The sequence below is a fragment of the Acinetobacter sp. NIPH 284 genome (genome assembly GCF_000369425.1).
Taxonomy (GTDB): domain Bacteria; phylum Pseudomonadota; class Gammaproteobacteria; order Pseudomonadales; family Moraxellaceae; genus Acinetobacter.
This window is the reverse complement of the sequence record NZ_KB850011.1, coordinates 1479775-1499022: the sequence shown is the minus strand read 5'-3', so window position 1 is coordinate 1499022 and position 19248 is coordinate 1479775. Positions and strand designations below refer to the sequence as shown.

The window sequence follows — 19248 nt, the reverse complement described above, 5'->3', positions numbered from 1 at the left end:
ATTCACATTATTTGCAAAGATAAGATGGTGAGAAAGCTGATTTTCTCATCATCCATAATAACAATAGGGATAGCATGAGTCGTGCTATTCGATTACTGAATTTATTACAATTACTTCGACAATATCGTTCTCCAGTCACCGCACAAGTCGTTTTGGCTGAGCGTTTGCAGATCAGTCAGCGTAGCGTTTAACGTATGGTTAGCTGTCAATCAAATATTGGTTGAGCAAGTCAGAGTGTCGATTCGATCTCAAGTTAAAATTTTCTTTGATTATGTTGATGAACAGCAACGTACCAGTGCGAGAACAGTTTAGCCGTTTGCGCTTGGTTATTTTAATGACAAGATTGTGCTCGCTGCTTGGTGTGAATTACGTAATGATTTCCGAAATTTTCGACTTGATCGTATGCAAAATCTAAGTTTAAGCCAAGAACTTTATCCACAATTCAAACAACAACTTTTTCAACAATGGTGGGCTCAGGAAGTATGCCGTTCGACTACTGAGAAAAACTGACAATGTGAACGATTAAATTTTAATAACACCAATAAACACGGAAATATAAAAAATGGCACTTACATTTTATACAAATACTCAGTCTCGAGGTGTGGTTGTTGATTGGTTGCTCATTGAACTGGGGGTTGCCTGTGAGCGAATAGAAGCAGCATCGACCAACAAAATGTTGGGTGTAGAGATAAAATCTGATTAGAAAATATAAAACAGCGTGAAAGTTATCAAAAATTTGTGGCGTTTTTTAGTGAGCAAGCCTAAGTAGACAAACTCAAAGCTAGTTTAAATCGGCTTTTTTCTTAGCTTGCATAAAGTGCTAACTGTTCTAGTTCGAAAACTTGTCTAATTTCTTCCAAAAATTGTTCTGCTGCTTGGCTTGGTGAGGTGCGATGGAAACTCATAAATACATCGAGACTCGGCAGAGGGTGGTTTAATGGACGAACAGCGATTTGATCCGTCGCAAGCGCTTGCATATAAGAAGGTAAAATCGCGCAGCTCGAACCACTCTGTACTGCTTGAATACATTCAGCGATCTTGTTGGTTTCGTGGACCGATTTAAATTTAATTTGATGCTGATCTCTGTATTTCAGAATCGTTTGAGCCAATGGTTGAGAAAGTTTATGTGACAGGATGGTCAGTTCCAATCCATTCAGTTGTTCAATATTTAACTCATTAAACTCCACTAAAGGATGCTGTTTCGGTAAGATAAAAATTAACGGTTCTTTCAAAACCAATTGACTGGCAAAATATTCATTTTGAAAGTCTTGATTAATAAAAATAATGTCTAAATCACCTTTTTTTAATTCTGCGATTTGATCACTTTCTTTTAAGTTTAATGTGTTGATTTGCAGTTTAGGTGTTTTGACACGTAACCTAGGGAAAATATAGGGAAAAATTCTAATTTCAGCAGAAGGTACAAATCCGATTCTTAGACATTGTACTTTTGCTGCCGCAACTTGTCGCGCCATGGTAATGGCTTTGTCCGCTTGGGTTAAGGTTAAGCGTGCTTGCTCTAAAAAAACGAGACCTTCCTCAGTCAATTCAACTTTACGTTTGGTGCGATAAAATAATTGAACACCAATATCATCCTCTAAATCTTTGATTTGTTGGCTTAAAGAGGGTTGGGCTGTATGCAGTTTTATCGCAGCCTTACTGAAGCTTAATTCCTCAGCAACAGTAATAAAGTAACGTAAATGGCGTAATTCCATTAGACTGATCCAAATATGTCTTACTATTATTGTAAAGTATGAGTGTTAGAAAGTACTTCTCGATGTCCATTATATAATAGCTGTTTTTGTAAACAATATACTTTTTCTTAAAATATAAAAAATGTATTAGATAAATAAGAAAACTATATAAGGTATATAGTGGAAAAGTTTGATGTGTTCCCTAAAATTGTATTGACTCGACTGGATAAAATCAGCATAACTAACAAGCTTATGTTAGGATCAAGTTCGATTGTTTAGAGACAATTAAACCCTCTAAAAAAAATCATACAATTAGATTGATTTTAAAAGTTAGAGTAAAGGACTGCTCATTATCCCAGTTCTATCGGAATTTTGTGCGATTCAATTCCAGCAAAGAAGAAGTACATGAAAGATAAGCCGACATTAACCTATCAATTGCCGACCCAATCTTGCTTGAGCCATACTTGGGGGAAACCTCCATTTCCACATGAGCCTTCTGATCATTGTGGTATTGATCGTTTTTATAATTTAGAAAAACCGCTTACACCGTTTGACCGTAAAGGTTTATTTAAATGGTTAGCGACACGAAAATCTTATACTTGGAATGTTGATCGCGCACATGAAGCTAATTTGCGTAATCAAATGCTTGAGTTACCACAAAATAGACCACACGTAGATTTAAATAATTGGCAGATTTGGTTTGTAGGACATGCAACCGTTCTCATCCAAATAGGCCCTTACAACTTCTTAACCGATCCTGTCTGGTGTGACTATGTTAGTCCAAAGCAAGGACAAGGCCCGCAACGAGTTTGCCCAGCAGGGATCGCCCTAGAAAAGCTCCCAACGATTCATGCAGTACTATTAAGCCATAATCATTATGACCATATGGACTTGGCAACGTTGGAGTGGCTGCATCAGAAATTTAAAATGCCGATTTATACGGGTTTAGGTAATGGTTACTACTTAGCAAAACATTTACATGTGATTGAAATGGATTGGTGGCAAGAAATTCCTTTTCATGACGAAATCAAGATTGCCTATACCCCAGCACAACATGCTTCTGGGCGTGGGGCACGGGATCAAAATAGAGCTTTGTGGGGTGGTTTTTCGCTTCTGGCAAAGACAGGACATTGTTTCTTTGCGGGTGATACAGGCTACGCAGCGCACTTCAAACAAATTCATGAGCGATATGGTGATGCACGTATTGCACTATTACCCATAGGTGCTTATGAGCCACGAAAGTTAATGCGATATGTGCATATGAATCCACAAGATGCTTTTCACGCTCATTTAGATTTGCATGCGCATCGTTCATTGGCCATTCATTTTCGTACTTTCCAGCTTACCGATGAAGACCGCAATGCTCCTGAACATGAGTTACAACAAGCAATGAAATCCTCATCTAAATTAGTCAATCCATTTTATTGTATTCGTGAAGGACATTTCATTAGGGCTTAGTATGAGTCTTTGCGTTGAGGCACCAGATTGAAATCAGCGAAAGACTCCCTAATGCAATATTCATCACGACGGGATTAAATGCTTGGTAAATTTGATTTGGATAAATGAATAAAATCAAAATAAATAACCCAACTAAACTCAAAATGCTGAGCCAGTGCAAATATTGATGTCTTATAAACAGAAAGAGAATACCAAAAATGACCTCGCCAATCCCTGAAAGCGAGACTAACCATGGTATATACACCTCAGGAATATGTAATTGTTGCCAAACGTATTGTTCACCCTCTACCTGAAAAATTAATTTAGGAATTAAACCTTGATAAATCCAAAGAAATGCAATAATCAGCTGACAGAATTTTAAAATCTGTGCAATTGTAAGTTCAGCATTTCTCATCTTAAAACATCATCCAATAAAAAATGCTGTTTATCACTTGCTTGAATCACATAGCAATCTTCAGTCTTACCAAAAAGTTGATAACGATTAAGGGCAATACGTCGATAAGTAAAGTCACGTACAAATTTTGGAACAAACTTGCCATATCGTAATGTGTTGTAAGGAAAATCAAGGGATTCCATCACGCGTAAGAAAGCCGTTGATTCAGTGAATAATTGTCCCTTCTCAAGTAAGAGCATGGTTTCAAAATGGTCAGTTGGAAAATGATACTTTTTTAAGATCTGTTGCCCCAAATCTGATTGCACAGAAACGAGTTTGAATTGATAACGTAGATCATGCTTGATCATAAAATTTGCCCATGCTGAGCAAAGAACACACACGCCATCGAACAAGATAATATTATGGCTTTGAATCAGTTGATCTAATTGTTTTGACATGATTATTTTTCTATAAGAGATTGACTAAATTGTTACCTAAGTTCATAAAAAAAGCCATCCGAAGATGGCTTTTTATTTGGATGTTTTAGGGTTTAAAGAAAGCTTGGTAAATGACGAGCAGGGTCAGTCTCACGGGCAGCTTGTGCATCAGCAACAGTCATACCAAGTGCTTTTGCAACACCTTCGCCATAAGCAGGGTGGCAAGCATAGCAGTTTCGGATATGACGATACTTGATAAAGTCCAACGCATCACCCATCGCGCGTGCTGTATTGCCAAATAAGGCATCTTGCTGTTCAGGTGTCATTAACTCGAACAAGGCACGAGGTTGACTGAAGTAGTCATTATCATCTTCACGATAATCCCAGAAGTCTGCATCGCCATTGATTTTCAATGGAGGTTCTTTGTATTGCGGCTGTTCTTGCCATTGGCCGAAGCTGTTAGGTTCATAATGTGGTAAACCACCATAGTTGGCATCAATGCGACCTTGACCATCGCGGTGATTACTGTGAACAGGGCAGCGAGCAGCATTCACTGGAATTTGTTGATAGTTCACGCCTAAACGGTAACGTTGCGCATCCGCATAGTTAAACAGGCGTGCCTGTAGCATACGGTCTGGTGAGGCACTGATACCAGGAACAAGATTGCTTGGTGCAAAGGCTGACTGTTCCACATCCAGAAAGAAGTTTTCAGAGTTGCGATTGAGTTCAAACTCACCAACTTCAATCAGTGGATAGTCACCATGAGGCCAAACTTTAGTTAAATCGAATGGATGATATGGAACTTTCTCAGCATCTTGTTCTGGCATGATTTGTACGAAAAGCGTCCATTTGGGATAGTCTTGACGTTCGATGGCATCGAATAAATCGCGTTGATGGCTTTCACGGTCTTGACCCACCAATTCACCAGCTTCTGCATCAGTCAGATTTTTAATGCCTTGTTGCGTTCTAAAGTGGAATTTCACCCAGAAACGTTCATTCGCTGCATTAATGAAGCTATAGGTATGACTACTAAAACCATGCATATGTCGGTAGCTAGCAGGGATACCGCGATCTGACATTACAATCGTGACTTGATGCAGGGCTTCTGGTAATAAAGTCCAGAAATCCCAATTATTGGTAGCACTGCGTAGATTGGTTTTTGGGTCGCGTTTTACTGCTTTGTTGAGATCTGGGAATTTGCGTGGATCACGTAAGAAGAATACAGGGGTATTATTACCTACCATATCCCAGTTACCTTCTTCAGTATAAAATTTTAAGGCAAAACCACGAATATCTCGTTCAGCATCCGCTGCGCCACGTTCACCTGCAACCGTGGTAAAACGAGCAAACATTTCTGTTTTTTTGCCGATTTCGCTAAAGATTTTAGCGCGAGTATATTGAGTAATATCATGGGTAACTGTAAATGTACCGAATGCACCAGAACCTTTAGCGTGCATACGACGTTCAGGAATCACTTCACGGACAAAGTTGGCAAGTTTTTCATTTAGCCATAAATCTTGGGCTAATAAAGGACCCCGAGCACCTGCTGTCATACTATTTTGATTATCCACCACGGGTGCACCAAAATCAGTGGTTAAGTGGCTATAAGGACATTTTTTATCGTCTTGGCTCATGTTCTATCTCCATCAAGATGACCTGTGAGCTGGGTCATCTGAACTGTTTGACCGTTCAAAGATATGAATGTTTAACCTTATCAGCTACAAAATGGGTATCAAAAATGAAGATGCCTAAATTGATTTGTAATGATGTGGTTTACATCCGTTGTATTTTTACTCTAGATTGATGAAAGTTTTTTTTCCAATGGATTAAAGTTGATGTTATAAATGCTTTATCCGATTGAAGCTGTTTAAATCTTAAATGTGGCAATGAGAATTGTTGAGGAATAAATTGTTAAAATTTGAAAAAGTCCCATTAAAATAACCAATTAAAGGGAATTGAATAGTTCGTTAAGGGTAATTGTATAATCAACTCCCACATTCAGCTTGTGTGCTCATATATAAAAACAGGAGGTTTTTCACCTGTTGCAGTTATGTAAAGGCATCCTTGAAAGGATGCCCTAGTTATTTTCTAGGCACTGACCAAACGATTTGATTTAACCATATCAGCAAGACCATGCGTTTTAAAGTAGTGTTCAAGCCAACTTTTAATGACCAGAGGGTTATTCATGTGTAAAACATCGTCTAAGAGTTGTTTTGCATCACTCATTGGGACATGACAAATCGCTTTACGAACTCTTAATATATTGCTAGAACTCATAGAAAGTGTATTGAAACCCATCGCCATGAGTAGGATGGCAGTCAGGGGGTCGCCTGCCATTTCTCCACACACACTGATTGGCTTCTGGTGTTGATGGCAGCTTTGAACAAGGTTCTGCAAAGCTCGCAGCACAGACGGATGAAAATGTGAATAGACATTGGCAACATGCGGGTTGTTACGGTCAACCGCAAGCAGGTATTGGGTTAGGTCGTTGGAACCCACAGAGAAAAAGTCCACCAACTCTGCAAATTCACCAATCTGGAACAGGACACTTGGAACCTCAACCATGATGCCGATTTTAGGTTTGGTGATCTTTACCTGTTCCTCTTCCTGAACCGCAATCCAGTCACGCTCCAGCAAATAAAGGACTTCCTCCACTTCACTGACACTTGTCACCATCGGTAACAAAATATGTAAATTATTCAAACCAATACTAGCTTTTAGCATGGCACGGATTTGCGCTGAGAAAATTTCAGGATGATCCAGAGTAAAGCGTAGACCACGCCAACCTAATGCCGAGTTTTCTTCTTCAATACTAAAATAAGGCAAATCTTTATCCGCACCAATATCCAGCGTCCGCATAATCACAGGCTTATTGGCAAAATGGCTCAACTGCTGACGATAGATGGCACGTTGTTCTTCTTCACCTGGAAATCGTTCGCGTAGCATGAATGGAATTTCGCTGCGATATAAACCAACACCTTTCGCACCGCGTTGTACGCCACGAACAACGTCAATCATTAAGCCTGTATTTACGAATAAAGGAATAGAGATACCATCAGGTGTAATCGCATCTTTGGTTTCATATTGCTTCAAATCTTTAGCGATTTGCTCTTCTTCTTTCTGGACTTCTTTATATCGTTGACGTAATCGACGTGGTGGGTTAACAAAAACACGTCCCTGATAGGCATCGACAATCATCTCAATGTCATCAAGGGTGTTGATTGGCAATTCGGTGACACCCACAACGGTTGGAATCCCCAGAGCGCGTGCCACGATTACCATGTGCGAATTCGCTGCACCTTCAGAAGTCACAATTGCAGCGATTTTATCAACAGGAAGTTCAACTAAAGCCGCCGTACTAATTTCCTCACCAATTAAAATACTGTCTGGGCTAAGTTCACGGTGACTGGAATCCGCCTCCTGTAGGCAGGCCAAAATTCGCCGTCCCAAGTCCTTAAGGTCAGAGACACGTTCACGTAAGTAATCGTCCTCCATTTGAGCAAATAGCGCCACATGCTTGTCGATGACTTTACGCACCGCACCTTGTGCCCAACTGCCTGCACGAATGTGATCTTTAATCTCACTTGGTAAGGCATTTTCATCTAACATCCGCAAGAACACGCTAAATAACGCACGTTCTTCTGACATCAATGAGTCTTGCATTTTCTCATCTAAAGATTGGATCTCTAAACGTACCGCAGCAATCGCTTGATCTAATAGGTCGAGTTCATCACTGATATCTTCAGCTTCACGGTCTGGAATGGCAGCAAGATCGGCTGGGGGATAGAGCACGATGGCGCGACCTAATGCAATCCCTCCAGCACCTGAAACCCCTTGGAAGGTTTTGTAAGATGAACCACTGGTTGGTTTGCGGAAAACATCAATATTTCCGACCGCATGTGCATGGGCAATTACCCCTGAGAGTTGCGCACATAAAGTAACGAGAAATGATTCAGCCGCTTCACTAAAGTCTTGAGGTTCTTTATTTTGAACAACTAAAACGCCCATCACTTTACGGCGATACATCACGGGTACGCCAAGAAATGAGTTAAATAGCTCTTCACCTGTTTCAGGCAAATAAGCAAAGCGTTCATGCTTAGGTGCGTTATCTAAGTTTACAATTTCTTCACGGTTACCGACTAAACCGACGAGACCTTCACCAACACTCAAAGAAACATGTCCAACAGCTTCAGGTTTTAAACCTTTTGAAGCCATGAGCACATAGCGTTTATTTCGTTCATCCAATAAATAAATGGAGCATACATCGACATGCATCGCTTCAGCCACATGATTGACCATAATGTCTAAAGAATCATGCAAACTGACGGACGCATTAATTTCTTGCACAATGCGTCTAAGCGTGTCGAGTTGCATGTTTGACATGGATGTTTACTCCAATTTATAAATCGTTATCGGTCTAGTTATAACAGCTCTATGATCAAAAATCATTGCTTAAAGTGATGATTTGTTGACGATTAACGCTACGGTAATTGTAAACACAATTCCATCATGGCTCTGCGGTAAACATCTCTTTTGAAGTTCACTACTTGACCTAATGGATACCAGTAACTCACCCATTGCCATTGATCGAACTCGGGTGGGTCTGATAGATTTAACTGAATATGATGCGGCGATGCCGTTAATTTCAGTAAAAACCACTTTTGCTTTTGTCCAATACATACCGGATCAGAATCTGACCGAATGTACCGATGTGGCAAACGATAACGCAGCCAACTTTTAGTCTGCGCTACTATTTGGACGTGTTCGGGCAATAAACCGACTTCTTCTCTCAGTTCACGATAAAGTGCCTGTTCAGGGGTTTCTCCAAACTGGATCCCTCCTTGTGGAAATTGCCAAGCATTGTGACCAATGCGTTTTGCCCATAAAACTTGTCCGTCATCGTTTGCCAAAATGATCCCGACGTTGGGTCGGAAACCTTCTGAATCGATCATTTGGCTACCTAAATTTTCTCTATATCGTTGACTTTGATCTCGGGGACAGTCACTCTTCACGTCCAACTCGAAAAAGGTCAAAGTAAAATGTTTAAAATTGCTATGATCTTAACGAATTTTTAGTGACTTACGGAAATAGATTTACGTTTTTTTTCTTTAATTTGCATTTAAATGAGTATTTATATGAAATTGGCTTTGTTTGATTTAGATCACACCCTGTTAAATACCGATTCTGACCACTCATGGGGTGAGTTTTTAGTGAATGAAGGTTTGGTTGATCCAGTTCATCATCGTCAAATGAATGATAAATTCTACGAGGACTATAAGGCAGGACAACTTGATCCGATTGCCTATAACGAATTTGTCTTTGAATTTTTGACCAAGCATGACAATACTTATTTAACTGAACTACATCAGTTGTTTATGCAAAAGGTGATTCGTCCCCAAATGCGTCCGAAAGGTTTTGATGCAATTAAAAAGCATCAAGACTTAGGTCATGCGATTGTTGGGATTACTGCAACCAGTGATTTTATTACGGCTCCGATTTTTCGTGAATTTGGTATTACTGAAATTATTGCCACCAATGCCGAAGTTCTTGATGGGAAGTATACGGGTAAGGTGACAGGTTTACCTTGTTATCAGAAAGGTAAGCTTGCTCGTTTAGATCAATGGTTAGAGGGAAGAGCAGTTGATGAGTCTTGGGCATATTCTGATTCGATTAATGATCGGTTCTTACTTGAGTATGCAACTCATGCAATTGCGGTAAATCCTGATGACCGCTTAGAAAAATTGGCAAAAGAACAGGATTGGGACATTCAAGACTGGTCGATTTGATTTTTACGGAGTTGGAAGGACAACAAGATAATGATTTAAACCTTCTAACTCCTCATCAATGATTGCAGAAATAATATTCCAATCACCTTTAGCAAGTCCTGCTCCAATCATTGGATATCCAATACTTGCTGCTGAAAAGTCTTTTTTTATTGATCTAAAAACTTGTTTAATCGCAGCATAATCAGCCTTTTTGCCTTGTCCACGCCAGTTGAATTGTGTGTATGCATTTATAATAATGAAATTATAGTTATCTCTCTTGATGTGGGCTTGACCATAAGTTCCTAATTTATCTTTATCTCCATAAATAGTATTTAAGTCAGCTTGGTAAGCTTCTGGAAACTCTTGCTTTATAACTTTTGCAATTCCAGCTCCCATTGTGCAGAAACAATTACAACCATGAATAATGACATCAAATTCTCCAGTTTGAGCTAAAGCAATTAAGTCTCCAGTAATTTTATGCATTTTAATAATCTCTAATTTTCAAATATAATATTTGAGAATTGTTATTAATTCTAATAAAAAGATTGAATTATAACTCTATCAATATTATACAAATTTTATTTAAAAAATGATGAGGGGATAATGCCAAAAACACCACAAATTAAATTACCAAAACAACTTTGGAATGATGAAACGATTGATTTGACACGTCATAGTTATCAGGGAAGATTACTCAATAAAAGCGAAGGCTTTAAATTAGGTAAAGCTCAACGAAAAAAAATTCCACGCGAACAACTATCACAGTTATCAGAACGCCCAAAGGGAACAACAGCACTCACGATTTATGATTGGAGCAATCAAGGACGTTTAGAATTGCTTAAACCAATTCGTGCAAAACGTATGAGCGTTTCACCATTTACCTTTTATCGTGGTATGCCTTCCTTGATGTTATTTGATCAAGCTTGGGAGCAGTCGAACTCTGGTTTATTTCAACAGATTTGTGGCGATTGTCATTTGAGTAATTTTGGTGGCTTTGCTAGTCCAGAACGTAACTTATTATTTGGTATTAATGATTTTGATGAGACTTTAGTTGCGCCATTTGAATGGGATTTAAAACGTTTAGCCACCAGCTTTGTGATTGCTGCACGTGATATTGATCTAGCAGATAAAGTAGGTTTAAAAGCAATTAAAACAATGCTGAACAGCTACCGTCAGCATTTACTGGAAAATACGGAACTTTCACCATTACAAGTGTGGTACGAAAAAGTTGATGCCAGTACCTTGTTAGAAAATACTGAATGTCGAAAGCTAAGAAAAAAGCGTGCGAAGCATCTTGATTCTGCACAAAAAAGAAATGCATATTCTGTTTTGCCTAAGCTCACGCAAAAAGATGAAGATACAGGATTCCGCCATTTCGTGGATGATGCACCATTATTATGGCATCCAAACTCAGATGAACCATTTAGCAAAGATGTAGATATCTTCTTCAAACAATATCGTGAATCTTTGAAATATGATCGCCAAGTGCTCTTTGATCGTTATCAACGCACTGATGTAGCGTTGAAGGTAGTCGGAGTCGGCAGTGTGGGGACACGATCAGCCATCGCATTATTCCAGGATGCGGATCGTGAACCATTAATTTTACAAATGAAAGAAGCTAATCCTTCTATTCTTAGTTCGTTATTTTTGGACAAAGTGACACATGAAGGTGAGCGCGTAGTGCATGGTCAGCAACTCATGCAAGCCGCTAGTGATATTTTCCTAGGTTTCTCTTCAACACTTGATCAACATTTCCATGTACGCCAATTACGCGATATGAAAATTTCAGTTGATCTGAGTGATATGGATGATGAATATTTTTATGAATATGCTGAAAGTTGTGGTTTGGCTTTAGCTCATGCTCACGCTAAGGCTGGAAATGCTGACGTATTGATGGGATATCTCGGTGAGGGTAGTGCGATCGTAGAGGTATTACAATCGTATGCAGAAGCTTATGCAGAACGCAATCTAAATGACTATCAGCAATTTATGAATGAAGTTGCTGATGGTAAGATTCAGCTCGCTGGAGATGATGCGCTGTAACAATAAGTATGCTGCTACAGATGATATGAAATAATTCGAAAGGTTAGAGAAAAATGTTTAATAAAATTATGTCTGGTTTGGGTCTTCAAGGCGTGACTGTAGAAACACGTTTACAGAATCCAAACTTGCAAGCAGGTGAGACACTGCATGGGGAAATTAGTTTCAAAGGGGGATCTTCTGATAAAGAAATTAATGGTCTTTATTTACAATTGATGACGATGGCAGAAGTAGAATCTGGTGATCATGAGTTTAATCAACCTTTGGTTTTACAAGAATGGTTAGTGAATTCGAGATTCTTATTACCTGCACATCAGGCTCATTCTTTCCCATTTAGTATCCAATTGCCTTTTGAAACACCAATTACAGAAGTTGCGTGTCGTAGAAATGGTGCGCGAGTTTGGATTCAGACTCATATGGATGTTGATTGGGGCTTAGATGCTACTGATCGTGATTATCTAAAAGTACTGCCAACAGCAGCAATGCAAAGCTTTTTGCAAGCGATGCAACAGTGTGGTTTTGTTTTATCTACAGTTGATGTCGAAAAAGGACAGCTTACAGCTCGAAACTTTAGATCGACAATTGGCTGCTATCAGGAGTTAGAGTTTGTATCCTCACATATGTTTAGTGGCTTTAATGAGGTAGAAGTTTCATTCGTCGCTGAAGCACAGCAAACCCATATCATGTTAGAAATTGATCGTACATTCCGTTCAGATCAATTATTGACGATGACGATTTCAAATCAAAACCTTGATGTGAATCAAATCACACAGCAAATTCGCCGTTTATTACAGATTGCATAATCAAGTTAAAAGCCTCCCATTTGGGAGGTTTTTGTCATATAACTGTCATCTTTTCTTCTTAAGATAAAACTATGAAAATAAAAATAAATCAGGAAGAAAATACTTCCCCTACGCTTGATGTGTTACTGAAACTAGATCGACAACAACAACACTTAAAAATACGATGGATTATATTGCCCATCTTGATTGTTTTACTAATGTTTAGTTGGCAACAACATCTGTTTACAGCTTGGGTGATTTTGCCGAGTATATGGATGCTGCTGGTCTTTAACCATTTACTGATCATTCGAAGCAGAAGACAAAAACTACAAAAGATTCAAGAGATAAAACTTGACCCTGTTTTTATGCGATCGTTACAACAACACTACCCACATATTAGTTTAAAGCAACGTCGCCTGATTGAGGCAGGATTTAAAGATTATCTAGCCCTGCATGCAATTCAACAGCAAGCATATGCAATGCCTTCAAACGCAGTCGATGCCTTATGGCATGAGATGTTGGAATATCCTGATCAATACAGAAAATTATGCATTCAGACTATTGGCCGAGAGTTGAATCATCATCCTTATGGTGATGAGACTCAAGCAGAGCAACAAGCGAAGCAATTATTTGAAGCATGGAAATATAGTTGTTTGTTGCATGGATATAATCCTAGAAACACGACGCAAATGCCTCGATTATTTGCAATTGACCAAGCTCTGAATTGGGAGCATGGCCAACACTTTGATTTGGATAAAATGACTAAAGATTATGCAAAATATTTACAAGAACAGTCGTCCTCATCATCGAGTTGTGGAAGTAGTTGTAGCAGTTGTGGTGGGGATTAAATTTAATCGTTTTTCATCAGTTGAATCAGCTCTTCAGCAGCTCTAGATTGAATCCGTGCAGGATGCCAAACCATACCGAGTTGACGATTCATTTTTAAATTTAAATCGAGTTGTTTTAAATCTTCGTTTAGAAATGTTTTAGGCAAAACCGACCAACCCAAACCTATTGAAACAAGCATCCTAATAGATTCTAAAGGATTGTTACTCATGGTTATTTTGGGTTTTAGACCATTCTTTTCAAACTCTGACAACGTAATTTGACTCGTATAAGTTTGTGCAGCAGGCAAAAGACTAGGATAGGCGATCAAATCTTCAAGATTAAGTTGAGTTTGTTTTGCCAAAGGATGAAAAGGTGCACTCACAAATACTAAGGGGTCATTCCAAATAGTCACGTAGCTGAGTCGATCATCACCTGCTGGGGGTAACGTTAAAAAGGCAAGTTCTAACTCTCCCGCAAGGACTTGTTCATGTGCTTGTTCAGAGTCGACAAAATGCACATCTAAAGTGACTTGAGGAAAAAGTTGAACAAATTTCTTAAGTGGTTCGGCGAGATGATGTAGACCAATATGATGGCTAGTGCCAATTTTAAGGCGACCTTGCACCTGAGTCTGTTCATGGCTAAGTGTGTGGTGAATCTCACCTAATTCATTTAACCATGTTTTTACTTTTGGAAGTAATGAATGTGCAGCATGTGTTGGTTGAATACCACGACCTGCTGACTCAAATAATTTTACGCCAAAGTAATCTTCTAAACTATGAATACGTTTAGTGACAGCAGGTTGAGTGATAAATAATAATTCTGCAGCGATTGAAATAGAACCTGTTTCCATCACTTTCACAAATGCTTCAAAAGCAGCAAGATTCATATTGGCTTTCCATAAGGCGTTTAAATTCGTTGTATCTGCAACGGATAGGTTCTAGAAACGACTCCATACTTTTTCATGGAAGAAAAATGCAAAGGCTTGCACTGTTGGCTCAAGCAAACTGAGCGTTGCTGCCATGATCAAATTGCCTGTCACTAGATATGCCACCATCATAGCAACAGTGATGTGCATGATGTAGTAACTCAAGGTTTTTTTTAAAGTTCGTTGGTTATTTATCACGAATTGTTGAATATTTGCCATCTGAGTCACCATTTTAAATCTTAATTATTTAAATAATAATCATTATCATTTGTATTGTAAAAAAGAATTTTTAGCTTGTCGTTATTGGATTTATAAATGAATCAACGATAAGTCTTCATATGAGTGCTAGTTTCTAGTTTTTTATATAATTCAAGCTTATATATCATTTGAAATCCTGAATCATTTGAAATCCTGAATCATTTGAAAGAGTTTTTTATTCCTAAAAGTTTTTTAATTTATAAAAATGATAAATTAGATTTATGTGAAACGGTTGTTATAATCAAGCTAAGATTACAAATACCCAGTCCTATGGCAAGCACCACGGAGAGCGAAGACATGGCAGGCAAAACATTATATGACAAATTATGGGATGATCATTTAGTCACTGAGCGTGATGATGGATCGTGTTTAATTTACATTGATCGTCATTTATTACATGAAGTGACTAGTCCACAAGCATTTGAAGGTTTACAGCTTGCAGGACGTCAACCATGGCGTTTAAGTGCCAATGTCGCAACACCTGATCACAATGTACCAACCTCTAAAAAAGAGCGTGAACAAGGCATTGCAGGGATTGAAGATGATACTTCTCGTATCCAAGTTCAAACCTTAGATGATAACTGTAAGACCTTTAATATCGTTGAATTTGGTATTAATGATATCCGTCAAGGTATCGCACATGTTGTTGGTCCAGAACAAGGTTTAACATTACCTGGTATGACTGTTGTGTGTGGTGATTCTCACACGGCTACGCATGGTGCATTTGGTTGTTTAGCACATGGTATTGGAACATCTGAAGTTGAGCATGTTTTAGCGACTCAATGCTTGGTACAGAAAAAATCGAAGAATATGCTTGTTCGTGTTGACGGTGTATTAGGTAAAGGTGTCACTCCTAAAGACGTGGTTTTAGCGATTATTGGCAAAATCGGTACAGCGGGTGGCACAGGTTACGCAATCGAATTTGGTGGTCAAGTATTCCGTGATATGTCGATTGAAGGTCGTATGACTGTTTGTAATATGGCGATCGAGGCTGGCGCACGCGTGGGTATGGTAGCTGTAGATGATAAAACCATTGAATATGTAAAAGGTCGTAACTACGCACCTCAAGCAGAGCAATGGGATCAAGCAGTTGCATACTGGAATACTTTGCATTCTGATGCAGATGCAGTGTTTGATGCTGTTGTTGAGTTAAACGGTGCAGAAATTGAACCGCAAGTGTCTTGGGGAACTTCACCAGAAATGGTGATTCCTGTTTCGCAAGCAGTACCGACTTTAGAACAAGCAAAAGATGATGTTCAACGTAATGACTGGACTCGTGCTTATCAATATATGGGTTTAACTGCTGGTCAAGCGTTGTCTGATATTCAATTGGATCGTGTCTTTATTGGTTCATGTACCAATTCTCGTATTGAAGATATTCGTGCTGCGGCAGATGTCGTGAAAGGGCGTAAAGTTGCATCTAGTATTAAACAGGCGATGATCGTTCCAGGTTCAGGTTTGGTGAAGCAACAAGCAGAACAAGAAGGCTTGGATCAAATTTTCTTAGACGCTGGTTTTGAATGGCGTGAGCCAGGTTGTTCAATGTGCTTAGCAATGAACGCTGATAAATTACAACCAGGTGAACATTGTGCATCTACTTCGAATCGTAATTTTGAAGGTCGTCAGGGTAACGGTGGTCGTACACATTTGGTGAGCCCTGCAATGGCTGCAGCGGCTGCAATAGCAGGCCATTTTGTTGATGTACGTTCATTCTAAAGGAGCAAAATCATGAAAAAATACACTGTAGAACAAGGTATTGTTGCACCTTTAGATCGTGCAAATGTTGATACCGACTTAATCATTCCAAAGCAGTTTTTAAAGTCAATTAAGCGTACAGGTTTTGGCGATAACTTATTTGATGAATTGCGTTATCTGGATGAAGGTTATTTAGGGCAGGACATTAGCAAACGTCCGATTAACCCTGAATTTGTGTTGAATAAACCGCGTTATCAAGGTTCAACGATTTTATTGGCACGCACGAACTTTGGTTGTGGTTCAAGCCGTGAGCACGCACCTTGGGCATTGAATGAGTATGGTTTCCGTACCGTGATCGCGCCAAGCTTTGCAGATATTTTCTTTAACAACTGCTTCAAGAATGGCATGTTGCCTGTGATTTTATCTGAAGAGATTGTTGATCAGTTATTCAAGGAATGTGCTGAAACTGAGGGTTATCAATTGACCATCGATTTAGAGGCTCAGGAAGTACGTACGCCAACAGGTGAAGCATTTAAATTTGAAATTGATTCATTCCGTAAGCACTGCCTATTAAATGGTTTGGATGATATTGGCTTAACTTTACAAGTGGCAGATGATATTCGTGCCTATGAAGAAAAAGCCAAACAGGCGCGTCCCTGGGTGTTTCAAGAGATAGAAGCTTAAGTTTTATTTATATCTCATCAATATAAATATAGCTTAATGTTTTAGTACATTTTATATATAGCCATAGCGCGGACATGGAACTCTTGCTAACATGCGAGTAGATATATTCGCTTGCATGTTTGCATGATATAGGACTGGGCTTGAATAATGAAAAGAAGACTCCCTCGCAGTATTTTGCTGTGTTTAGGTGTTGGTATGACATTAACCGCATGTCAGAATTCTACGAATATGGTTGATCAGGTTCGTATTGCCCAAAATACAGTAGGCAATAAAGCAGAAAATGCAACTTTGTATTGTTCAGGCGTCGAAAATTGTGAGTTTGAACGAATCAATGATATTGCCGTGATCGATGCCAAATCGCACCGTATTAGCCAACAGGCGATGGAGCAAGGGATTGTACGATTGCATGGTTCGGTTTTTAGTAGAAAACAACAAATCTACTTAAATGTACCAGCCAAACAATATGAAGTAGTCATTCGCTTTTATCCTATTTCACCAGACCGAGCTGAAACCTTCCATGTGATTCATGCGTTCAAGCCGCATCAAAGCTATACCTTTAAAATGTACCGAGACCGTGCATATCGTTCGGGTAGTTTATTAAATGTTTCTATACCTGAACCCTTATGTGTGGATTTGCAACAAGAACAGCATACGATTCGTCGATTCTGTCGCCCATATGATGTGAGCACAGGTTTGGGTGAATTTGTTGAGAAAAAGATTTAATCGGCTTGCAGTATGAACGCTGCATATATGAAACTGGAAGAATAAATGTCTAAACATATTTTAATTTTAGCAGGCGATGGTATCGGTCCTGAGATTGTTGGTGCAGCTGAGCAAGTACTAACTAAGGTGAATCAAAAATTTAATTTAGGTTTGACATGGGAACATGGTTTGTTGGGTGGTTCTGCGATTGATGCACATGGTGAACCTTACCCAGCTGTCACTAGTGAACAGGCGAAAAAAGCCGATGCAATCTTGTTGGGTGCGGTTGGTGGTCCTAAGTGGGATACCATTGAACGTTCAATCCGTCCAGAACGTGGTTTGCTTAAAATTCGTAGCGAATTGAATTTATTCGCAAATTTACGTCCTGCGATTCTTTATCCACAATTGGCTGATGCTTCAAGTTTGAAGCCAGAAATCGTTGCTGGTTTGGATATCCTCATTGTTCGTGAATTAACGGGGGGGATCTACTTTGGTCAACCACGTGGTATTCGCGAATTAGAAAATGGCGAAAAACAAGGTTATAACACTGATGTTTATTCAGAAAGTGAAATCAAGCGTATCGCTAAAGTTGCATTCGAGCTAGCAGGCTTGCGCGGTGGCAAAGTATGCTCGGTTGATAAAGCCAATGTATTGGAAGTGACTGAATTGTGGAAGCAAACGGTTACTGATTTACAGCAAGCACAATATTCAAATATTCAACTCTCACATATGTATGTTGACAATGCCGCGATGCAACTTGTTCGTGCACCAAAGCAATTTGATGTGATCGTTACAGGTAATTTATTTGGTGATATCTTATCTGACGAAGCAGCGATGTTGACAGGTTCAATTGGCATGTTGCCATCTGCCTCACTGGATGAAAATGGTAAAGGCATGTATGAGCCATGTCATGGTTCTGCACCAGATATTGCTGGTCAAAATGTTGCTAATCCATTGGCAACTATTCTTTCAGTTGCGATGATGTTACGTTATACCTTCCGTGAAGAAGCTGCAGCAAAAGCAATTGAAGATGCTGTGGGTCAAGTATTAGATCAAGGTTTGCGTACAGCAGATATTATGTCTGAAGGCATGACAAAAGTTGGTACAGATGCTATGGGTGAAGCTGTAGTTTCAGCACTAAACTAAGAATTATAGCCAATAAAAAACGCAGCTTGGGCTGCGTTTTTTTATAACTTAATGTATATGGGCGAACTAACGAGCCTTGCCTTCATGGCGAATAGAGCGAGCAATTTGCTGTTGGTCTAGCTCAAAAATGATGTGACATTTTAAATTGAGATCATAAGTACTATCTGTATTGCCAGCACTTTGAATTGGTATATTTTGAGCACCAAGTTCAGCCGATTGAGCGATAGGAATACGAATTGGGCGAATGACAGTGTAAATCAGCTGATTGCTTTGTTTGATTGGTTGGGCGATAGTCTGAAAACCTAGAGGTTTAAATCGAACGACTGTTGGATTATGGTTGCAGATTGCCCGATAAAAAGTTGTAAATAATCAGGTAGGCTGGTTCGATTTTGGTATGCAGTGGTACATGCTTGTAAAGATAATATGATTAGAAATAACAAACACTTAAATTTTTATTTTGATTA

The 19248-nt window shown here is 39.1% G+C and carries 18 protein-coding genes and 3 pseudogenes; 11 read left to right on the top strand and 10 right to left on the bottom strand.

Features of this window, described 5'->3' with window-relative positions; genetic code table 11:
* Nucleotides 1–74 precede the first annotated feature (74 nt).
* Together F908_RS13015 and F908_RS16355 are read left to right on the top strand one after the other, a co-directional pair.
* Nucleotides 75–510 (top strand): annotated as a pseudogene (locus tag F908_RS13015) (helix-turn-helix transcriptional regulator).
* 52 nt (nucleotides 511–562) lie between these two features.
* Nucleotides 563–688, top strand: a pseudogene (locus tag F908_RS16355) (glutathione S-transferase family protein); the annotation flags it as partial.
* 115 nt (nucleotides 689–803) lie between these two features.
* On the opposite strand, the gene F908_RS13010 reads toward F908_RS16355, so the two are convergent.
* Nucleotides 804–1712: a LysR substrate-binding domain-containing protein gene (locus F908_RS13010; RefSeq protein WP_005162720.1), complete on the bottom strand. Its 909-nt coding sequence runs from the start codon at nucleotides 1710–1712 to the stop codon at nucleotides 804–806.
* A gap of 384 nt (nucleotides 1713–2096) precedes the next feature.
* On the opposite strand from F908_RS13010, the gene F908_RS13005 reads away from it, so the two are divergent.
* A complete protein-coding gene (locus F908_RS13005; RefSeq protein WP_005162719.1) occupies nucleotides 2097–3149 on the top strand; it encodes an MBL fold metallo-hydrolase in 1053 nt (350 codons plus the stop codon).
* Here F908_RS13005 and F908_RS13000 read toward each other — a convergent pair.
* The 5 genes from F908_RS13000 to F908_RS12980 all read right to left on the bottom strand — a co-directional run bounded on the left by F908_RS13000 (nucleotide 3139) and on the right by F908_RS12980 (nucleotide 8911).
* Complete coding sequence (locus F908_RS13000; RefSeq protein ID WP_005162717.1) at nucleotides 3139–3543, bottom strand: DoxX-like family protein; 405 nt, start codon at nucleotides 3541–3543, stop codon at nucleotides 3139–3141. The two genes, F908_RS13005 and F908_RS13000, sit on opposite strands and share 11 nt — an antisense overlap.
* Nucleotides 3540–3980, bottom strand: a complete 441-nt coding sequence (locus F908_RS12995) for a thiol-disulfide oxidoreductase DCC family protein (RefSeq protein ID WP_005162714.1) — start codon at nucleotides 3978–3980, stop codon at nucleotides 3540–3542. The genes F908_RS13000 and F908_RS12995 overlap by 4 nt, the downstream gene beginning before the upstream one ends.
* 92 nt (nucleotides 3981–4072) lie before the next feature.
* Nucleotides 4073–5593, bottom strand: coding sequence for a catalase (locus tag F908_RS12990; protein ID WP_005162712.1), 1521 nt, complete (start codon nucleotides 5591–5593; stop codon nucleotides 4073–4075).
* A 454-nt stretch (nucleotides 5594–6047) separates the two neighbouring features.
* Nucleotides 6048–8342, bottom strand: a complete 2295-nt coding sequence (gene ptsP / locus F908_RS12985; protein WP_005162711.1) for a phosphoenolpyruvate--protein phosphotransferase — start codon at nucleotides 8340–8342, stop codon at nucleotides 6048–6050.
* A 98-nt stretch (nucleotides 8343–8440) separates the two neighbouring features.
* Nucleotides 8441–8911, bottom strand: a complete 471-nt coding sequence (locus F908_RS12980; protein ID WP_005162709.1) for an RNA pyrophosphohydrolase — start codon at nucleotides 8909–8911, stop codon at nucleotides 8441–8443.
* A gap of 183 nt (nucleotides 8912–9094) precedes the next feature.
* On the opposite strand from F908_RS12980, the gene F908_RS12975 reads away from it, so the two are divergent.
* Nucleotides 9095–9745, top strand: coding sequence for an HAD family hydrolase (locus tag F908_RS12975; protein ID WP_005162707.1), 651 nt, complete (start codon nucleotides 9095–9097; stop codon nucleotides 9743–9745).
* Nucleotides 9746–9748: 3 nt separating this feature from the next.
* Here F908_RS12975 and F908_RS12970 read toward each other — a convergent pair whose 3' ends face one another.
* Nucleotides 9749–10207, bottom strand: coding sequence for a macro domain-containing protein (locus F908_RS12970; protein WP_005162703.1), 459 nt, complete (start codon nucleotides 10205–10207; stop codon nucleotides 9749–9751).
* A gap of 120 nt (nucleotides 10208–10327) precedes the next feature.
* Between F908_RS12970 and F908_RS12965 the strand changes: the two genes are divergently transcribed.
* From F908_RS12965 to F908_RS12955, 3 genes are all read left to right on the top strand, one after another.
* A complete protein-coding gene (locus F908_RS12965) occupies nucleotides 10328–11767 on the top strand; it encodes a DUF2252 domain-containing protein (RefSeq protein WP_005162702.1) in 1440 nt (479 codons plus the stop codon).
* A gap of 53 nt (nucleotides 11768–11820) precedes the next feature.
* Nucleotides 11821–12567 carry a sporulation protein gene (locus F908_RS12960; RefSeq protein ID WP_004957674.1) on the top strand — a complete coding sequence of 249 codons (747 nt, stop codon included), beginning with the start codon at nucleotides 11821–11823 and terminating at the stop codon, nucleotides 12565–12567.
* 71 nt (nucleotides 12568–12638) lie between these two features.
* Complete coding sequence (locus F908_RS12955; RefSeq protein ID WP_005162697.1) at nucleotides 12639–13394, top strand: glycine-rich domain-containing protein; 756 nt, start codon at nucleotides 12639–12641, stop codon at nucleotides 13392–13394.
* 2 nt (nucleotides 13395–13396) lie between these two features.
* Here F908_RS12955 and F908_RS12950 read toward each other — a convergent pair whose 3' ends face one another.
* Together F908_RS12950 and F908_RS12945 are read right to left on the bottom strand one after the other, a co-directional pair.
* Nucleotides 13397–14260 carry a LysR family transcriptional regulator gene (locus F908_RS12950; protein ID WP_004916621.1) on the bottom strand — a complete coding sequence of 288 codons (864 nt, stop codon included), beginning with the start codon at nucleotides 14258–14260 and terminating at the stop codon, nucleotides 13397–13399.
* Nucleotides 14261–14311: 51 nt separating this feature from the next.
* A complete protein-coding gene (locus F908_RS12945; protein ID WP_020899781.1) occupies nucleotides 14312–14518 on the bottom strand; it encodes a DUF2061 domain-containing protein in 207 nt (68 codons plus the stop codon).
* A 336-nt stretch (nucleotides 14519–14854) separates the two neighbouring features.
* Between F908_RS12945 and leuC the strand changes: the two genes are divergently transcribed.
* The 4 genes from leuC (at nucleotide 14855) to leuB (ending at nucleotide 18784) form a co-directional block, all read left to right on the top strand.
* Nucleotides 14855–16273 carry a 3-isopropylmalate dehydratase large subunit gene (gene leuC, locus F908_RS12940; protein ID WP_005162693.1) on the top strand — a complete coding sequence of 473 codons (1419 nt, stop codon included), beginning with the start codon at nucleotides 14855–14857 and terminating at the stop codon, nucleotides 16271–16273.
* A 12-nt stretch (nucleotides 16274–16285) separates the two neighbouring features.
* The gene (leuD, locus tag F908_RS12935) at nucleotides 16286–16936 is read left to right on the top strand and encodes a 3-isopropylmalate dehydratase small subunit (RefSeq protein WP_005162688.1); all 651 of its coding nucleotides are present in this window, start codon (nucleotides 16286–16288) and stop codon (nucleotides 16934–16936) included.
* A gap of 147 nt (nucleotides 16937–17083) precedes the next feature.
* Nucleotides 17084–17659 carry a hypothetical protein gene (locus F908_RS12930; protein ID WP_005162685.1) on the top strand — a complete coding sequence of 192 codons (576 nt, stop codon included), beginning with the start codon at nucleotides 17084–17086 and terminating at the stop codon, nucleotides 17657–17659.
* Nucleotides 17660–17704: 45 nt separating this feature from the next.
* Nucleotides 17705–18784, top strand: a complete 1080-nt coding sequence (gene leuB, locus F908_RS12925) for a 3-isopropylmalate dehydrogenase (RefSeq protein ID WP_005162683.1) — start codon at nucleotides 17705–17707, stop codon at nucleotides 18782–18784.
* Between the two features lie 66 nt (nucleotides 18785–18850).
* On the opposite strand, the pseudogene F908_RS16520 reads toward leuB, so the two are convergent.
* Nucleotides 18851–19224 (bottom strand): annotated as a pseudogene (locus F908_RS16520) (hypothetical protein).
* Nucleotides 19225–19248: the final 24 nt, after the last annotated feature.

What these genes read in the sequence shown, in the direction of transcription:
- F908_RS13010 (WP_005162720.1), bottom strand. Translation starts at nt 1,712, where the DNA reads ATGGAATTACGCCATTTACGTTACTTTATTACTGTTGCTGAGGAATTA.
- F908_RS13005 (WP_005162719.1), top strand. Translation starts at nt 2,097, where the DNA reads ATGAAAGATAAGCCGACATTAACCTATCAATTGCCGACCCAATCTTGC.
- F908_RS13000 (WP_005162717.1), bottom strand. Translation starts at nt 3,543, where the DNA reads ATGAGAAATGCTGAACTTACAATTGCACAGATTTTAAAATTCTGTCAG.
- F908_RS12995 (WP_005162714.1), bottom strand. Translation starts at nt 3,980, where the DNA reads ATGTCAAAACAATTAGATCAACTGATTCAAAGCCATAATATTATCTTG.
- F908_RS12990 (WP_005162712.1), bottom strand. Translation starts at nt 5,593, where the DNA reads ATGAGCCAAGACGATAAAAAATGTCCTTATAGCCACTTAACCACTGAT.
- ptsP (WP_005162711.1), bottom strand. Translation starts at nt 8,342, where the DNA reads ATGTCAAACATGCAACTCGACACGCTTAGACGCATTGTGCAAGAAATT.
- F908_RS12980 (WP_005162709.1), bottom strand. Translation starts at nt 8,911, where the DNA reads ATGATCGATTCAGAAGGTTTCCGACCCAACGTCGGGATCATTTTGGCA.
- F908_RS12975 (WP_005162707.1), top strand. Translation starts at nt 9,095, where the DNA reads ATGAAATTGGCTTTGTTTGATTTAGATCACACCCTGTTAAATACCGAT.
- F908_RS12970 (WP_005162703.1), bottom strand. Translation starts at nt 10,207, where the DNA reads ATGCATAAAATTACTGGAGACTTAATTGCTTTAGCTCAAACTGGAGAA.
- F908_RS12965 (WP_005162702.1), top strand. Translation starts at nt 10,328, where the DNA reads ATGCCAAAAACACCACAAATTAAATTACCAAAACAACTTTGGAATGAT.
- F908_RS12960 (WP_004957674.1), top strand. Translation starts at nt 11,821, where the DNA reads ATGTTTAATAAAATTATGTCTGGTTTGGGTCTTCAAGGCGTGACTGTA.
- F908_RS12955 (WP_005162697.1), top strand. Translation starts at nt 12,639, where the DNA reads ATGAAAATAAAAATAAATCAGGAAGAAAATACTTCCCCTACGCTTGAT.
- F908_RS12950 (WP_004916621.1), bottom strand. Translation starts at nt 14,260, where the DNA reads ATGAATCTTGCTGCTTTTGAAGCATTTGTGAAAGTGATGGAAACAGGT.
- F908_RS12945 (WP_020899781.1), bottom strand. Translation starts at nt 14,518, where the DNA reads ATGGCAAATATTCAACAATTCGTGATAAATAACCAACGAACTTTAAAA.
- leuC (WP_005162693.1), top strand. Translation starts at nt 14,855, where the DNA reads ATGGCAGGCAAAACATTATATGACAAATTATGGGATGATCATTTAGTC.
- leuD (WP_005162688.1), top strand. Translation starts at nt 16,286, where the DNA reads ATGAAAAAATACACTGTAGAACAAGGTATTGTTGCACCTTTAGATCGT.
- F908_RS12930 (WP_005162685.1), top strand. Translation starts at nt 17,084, where the DNA reads ATGAAAAGAAGACTCCCTCGCAGTATTTTGCTGTGTTTAGGTGTTGGT.
- leuB (WP_005162683.1), top strand. Translation starts at nt 17,705, where the DNA reads ATGTCTAAACATATTTTAATTTTAGCAGGCGATGGTATCGGTCCTGAG.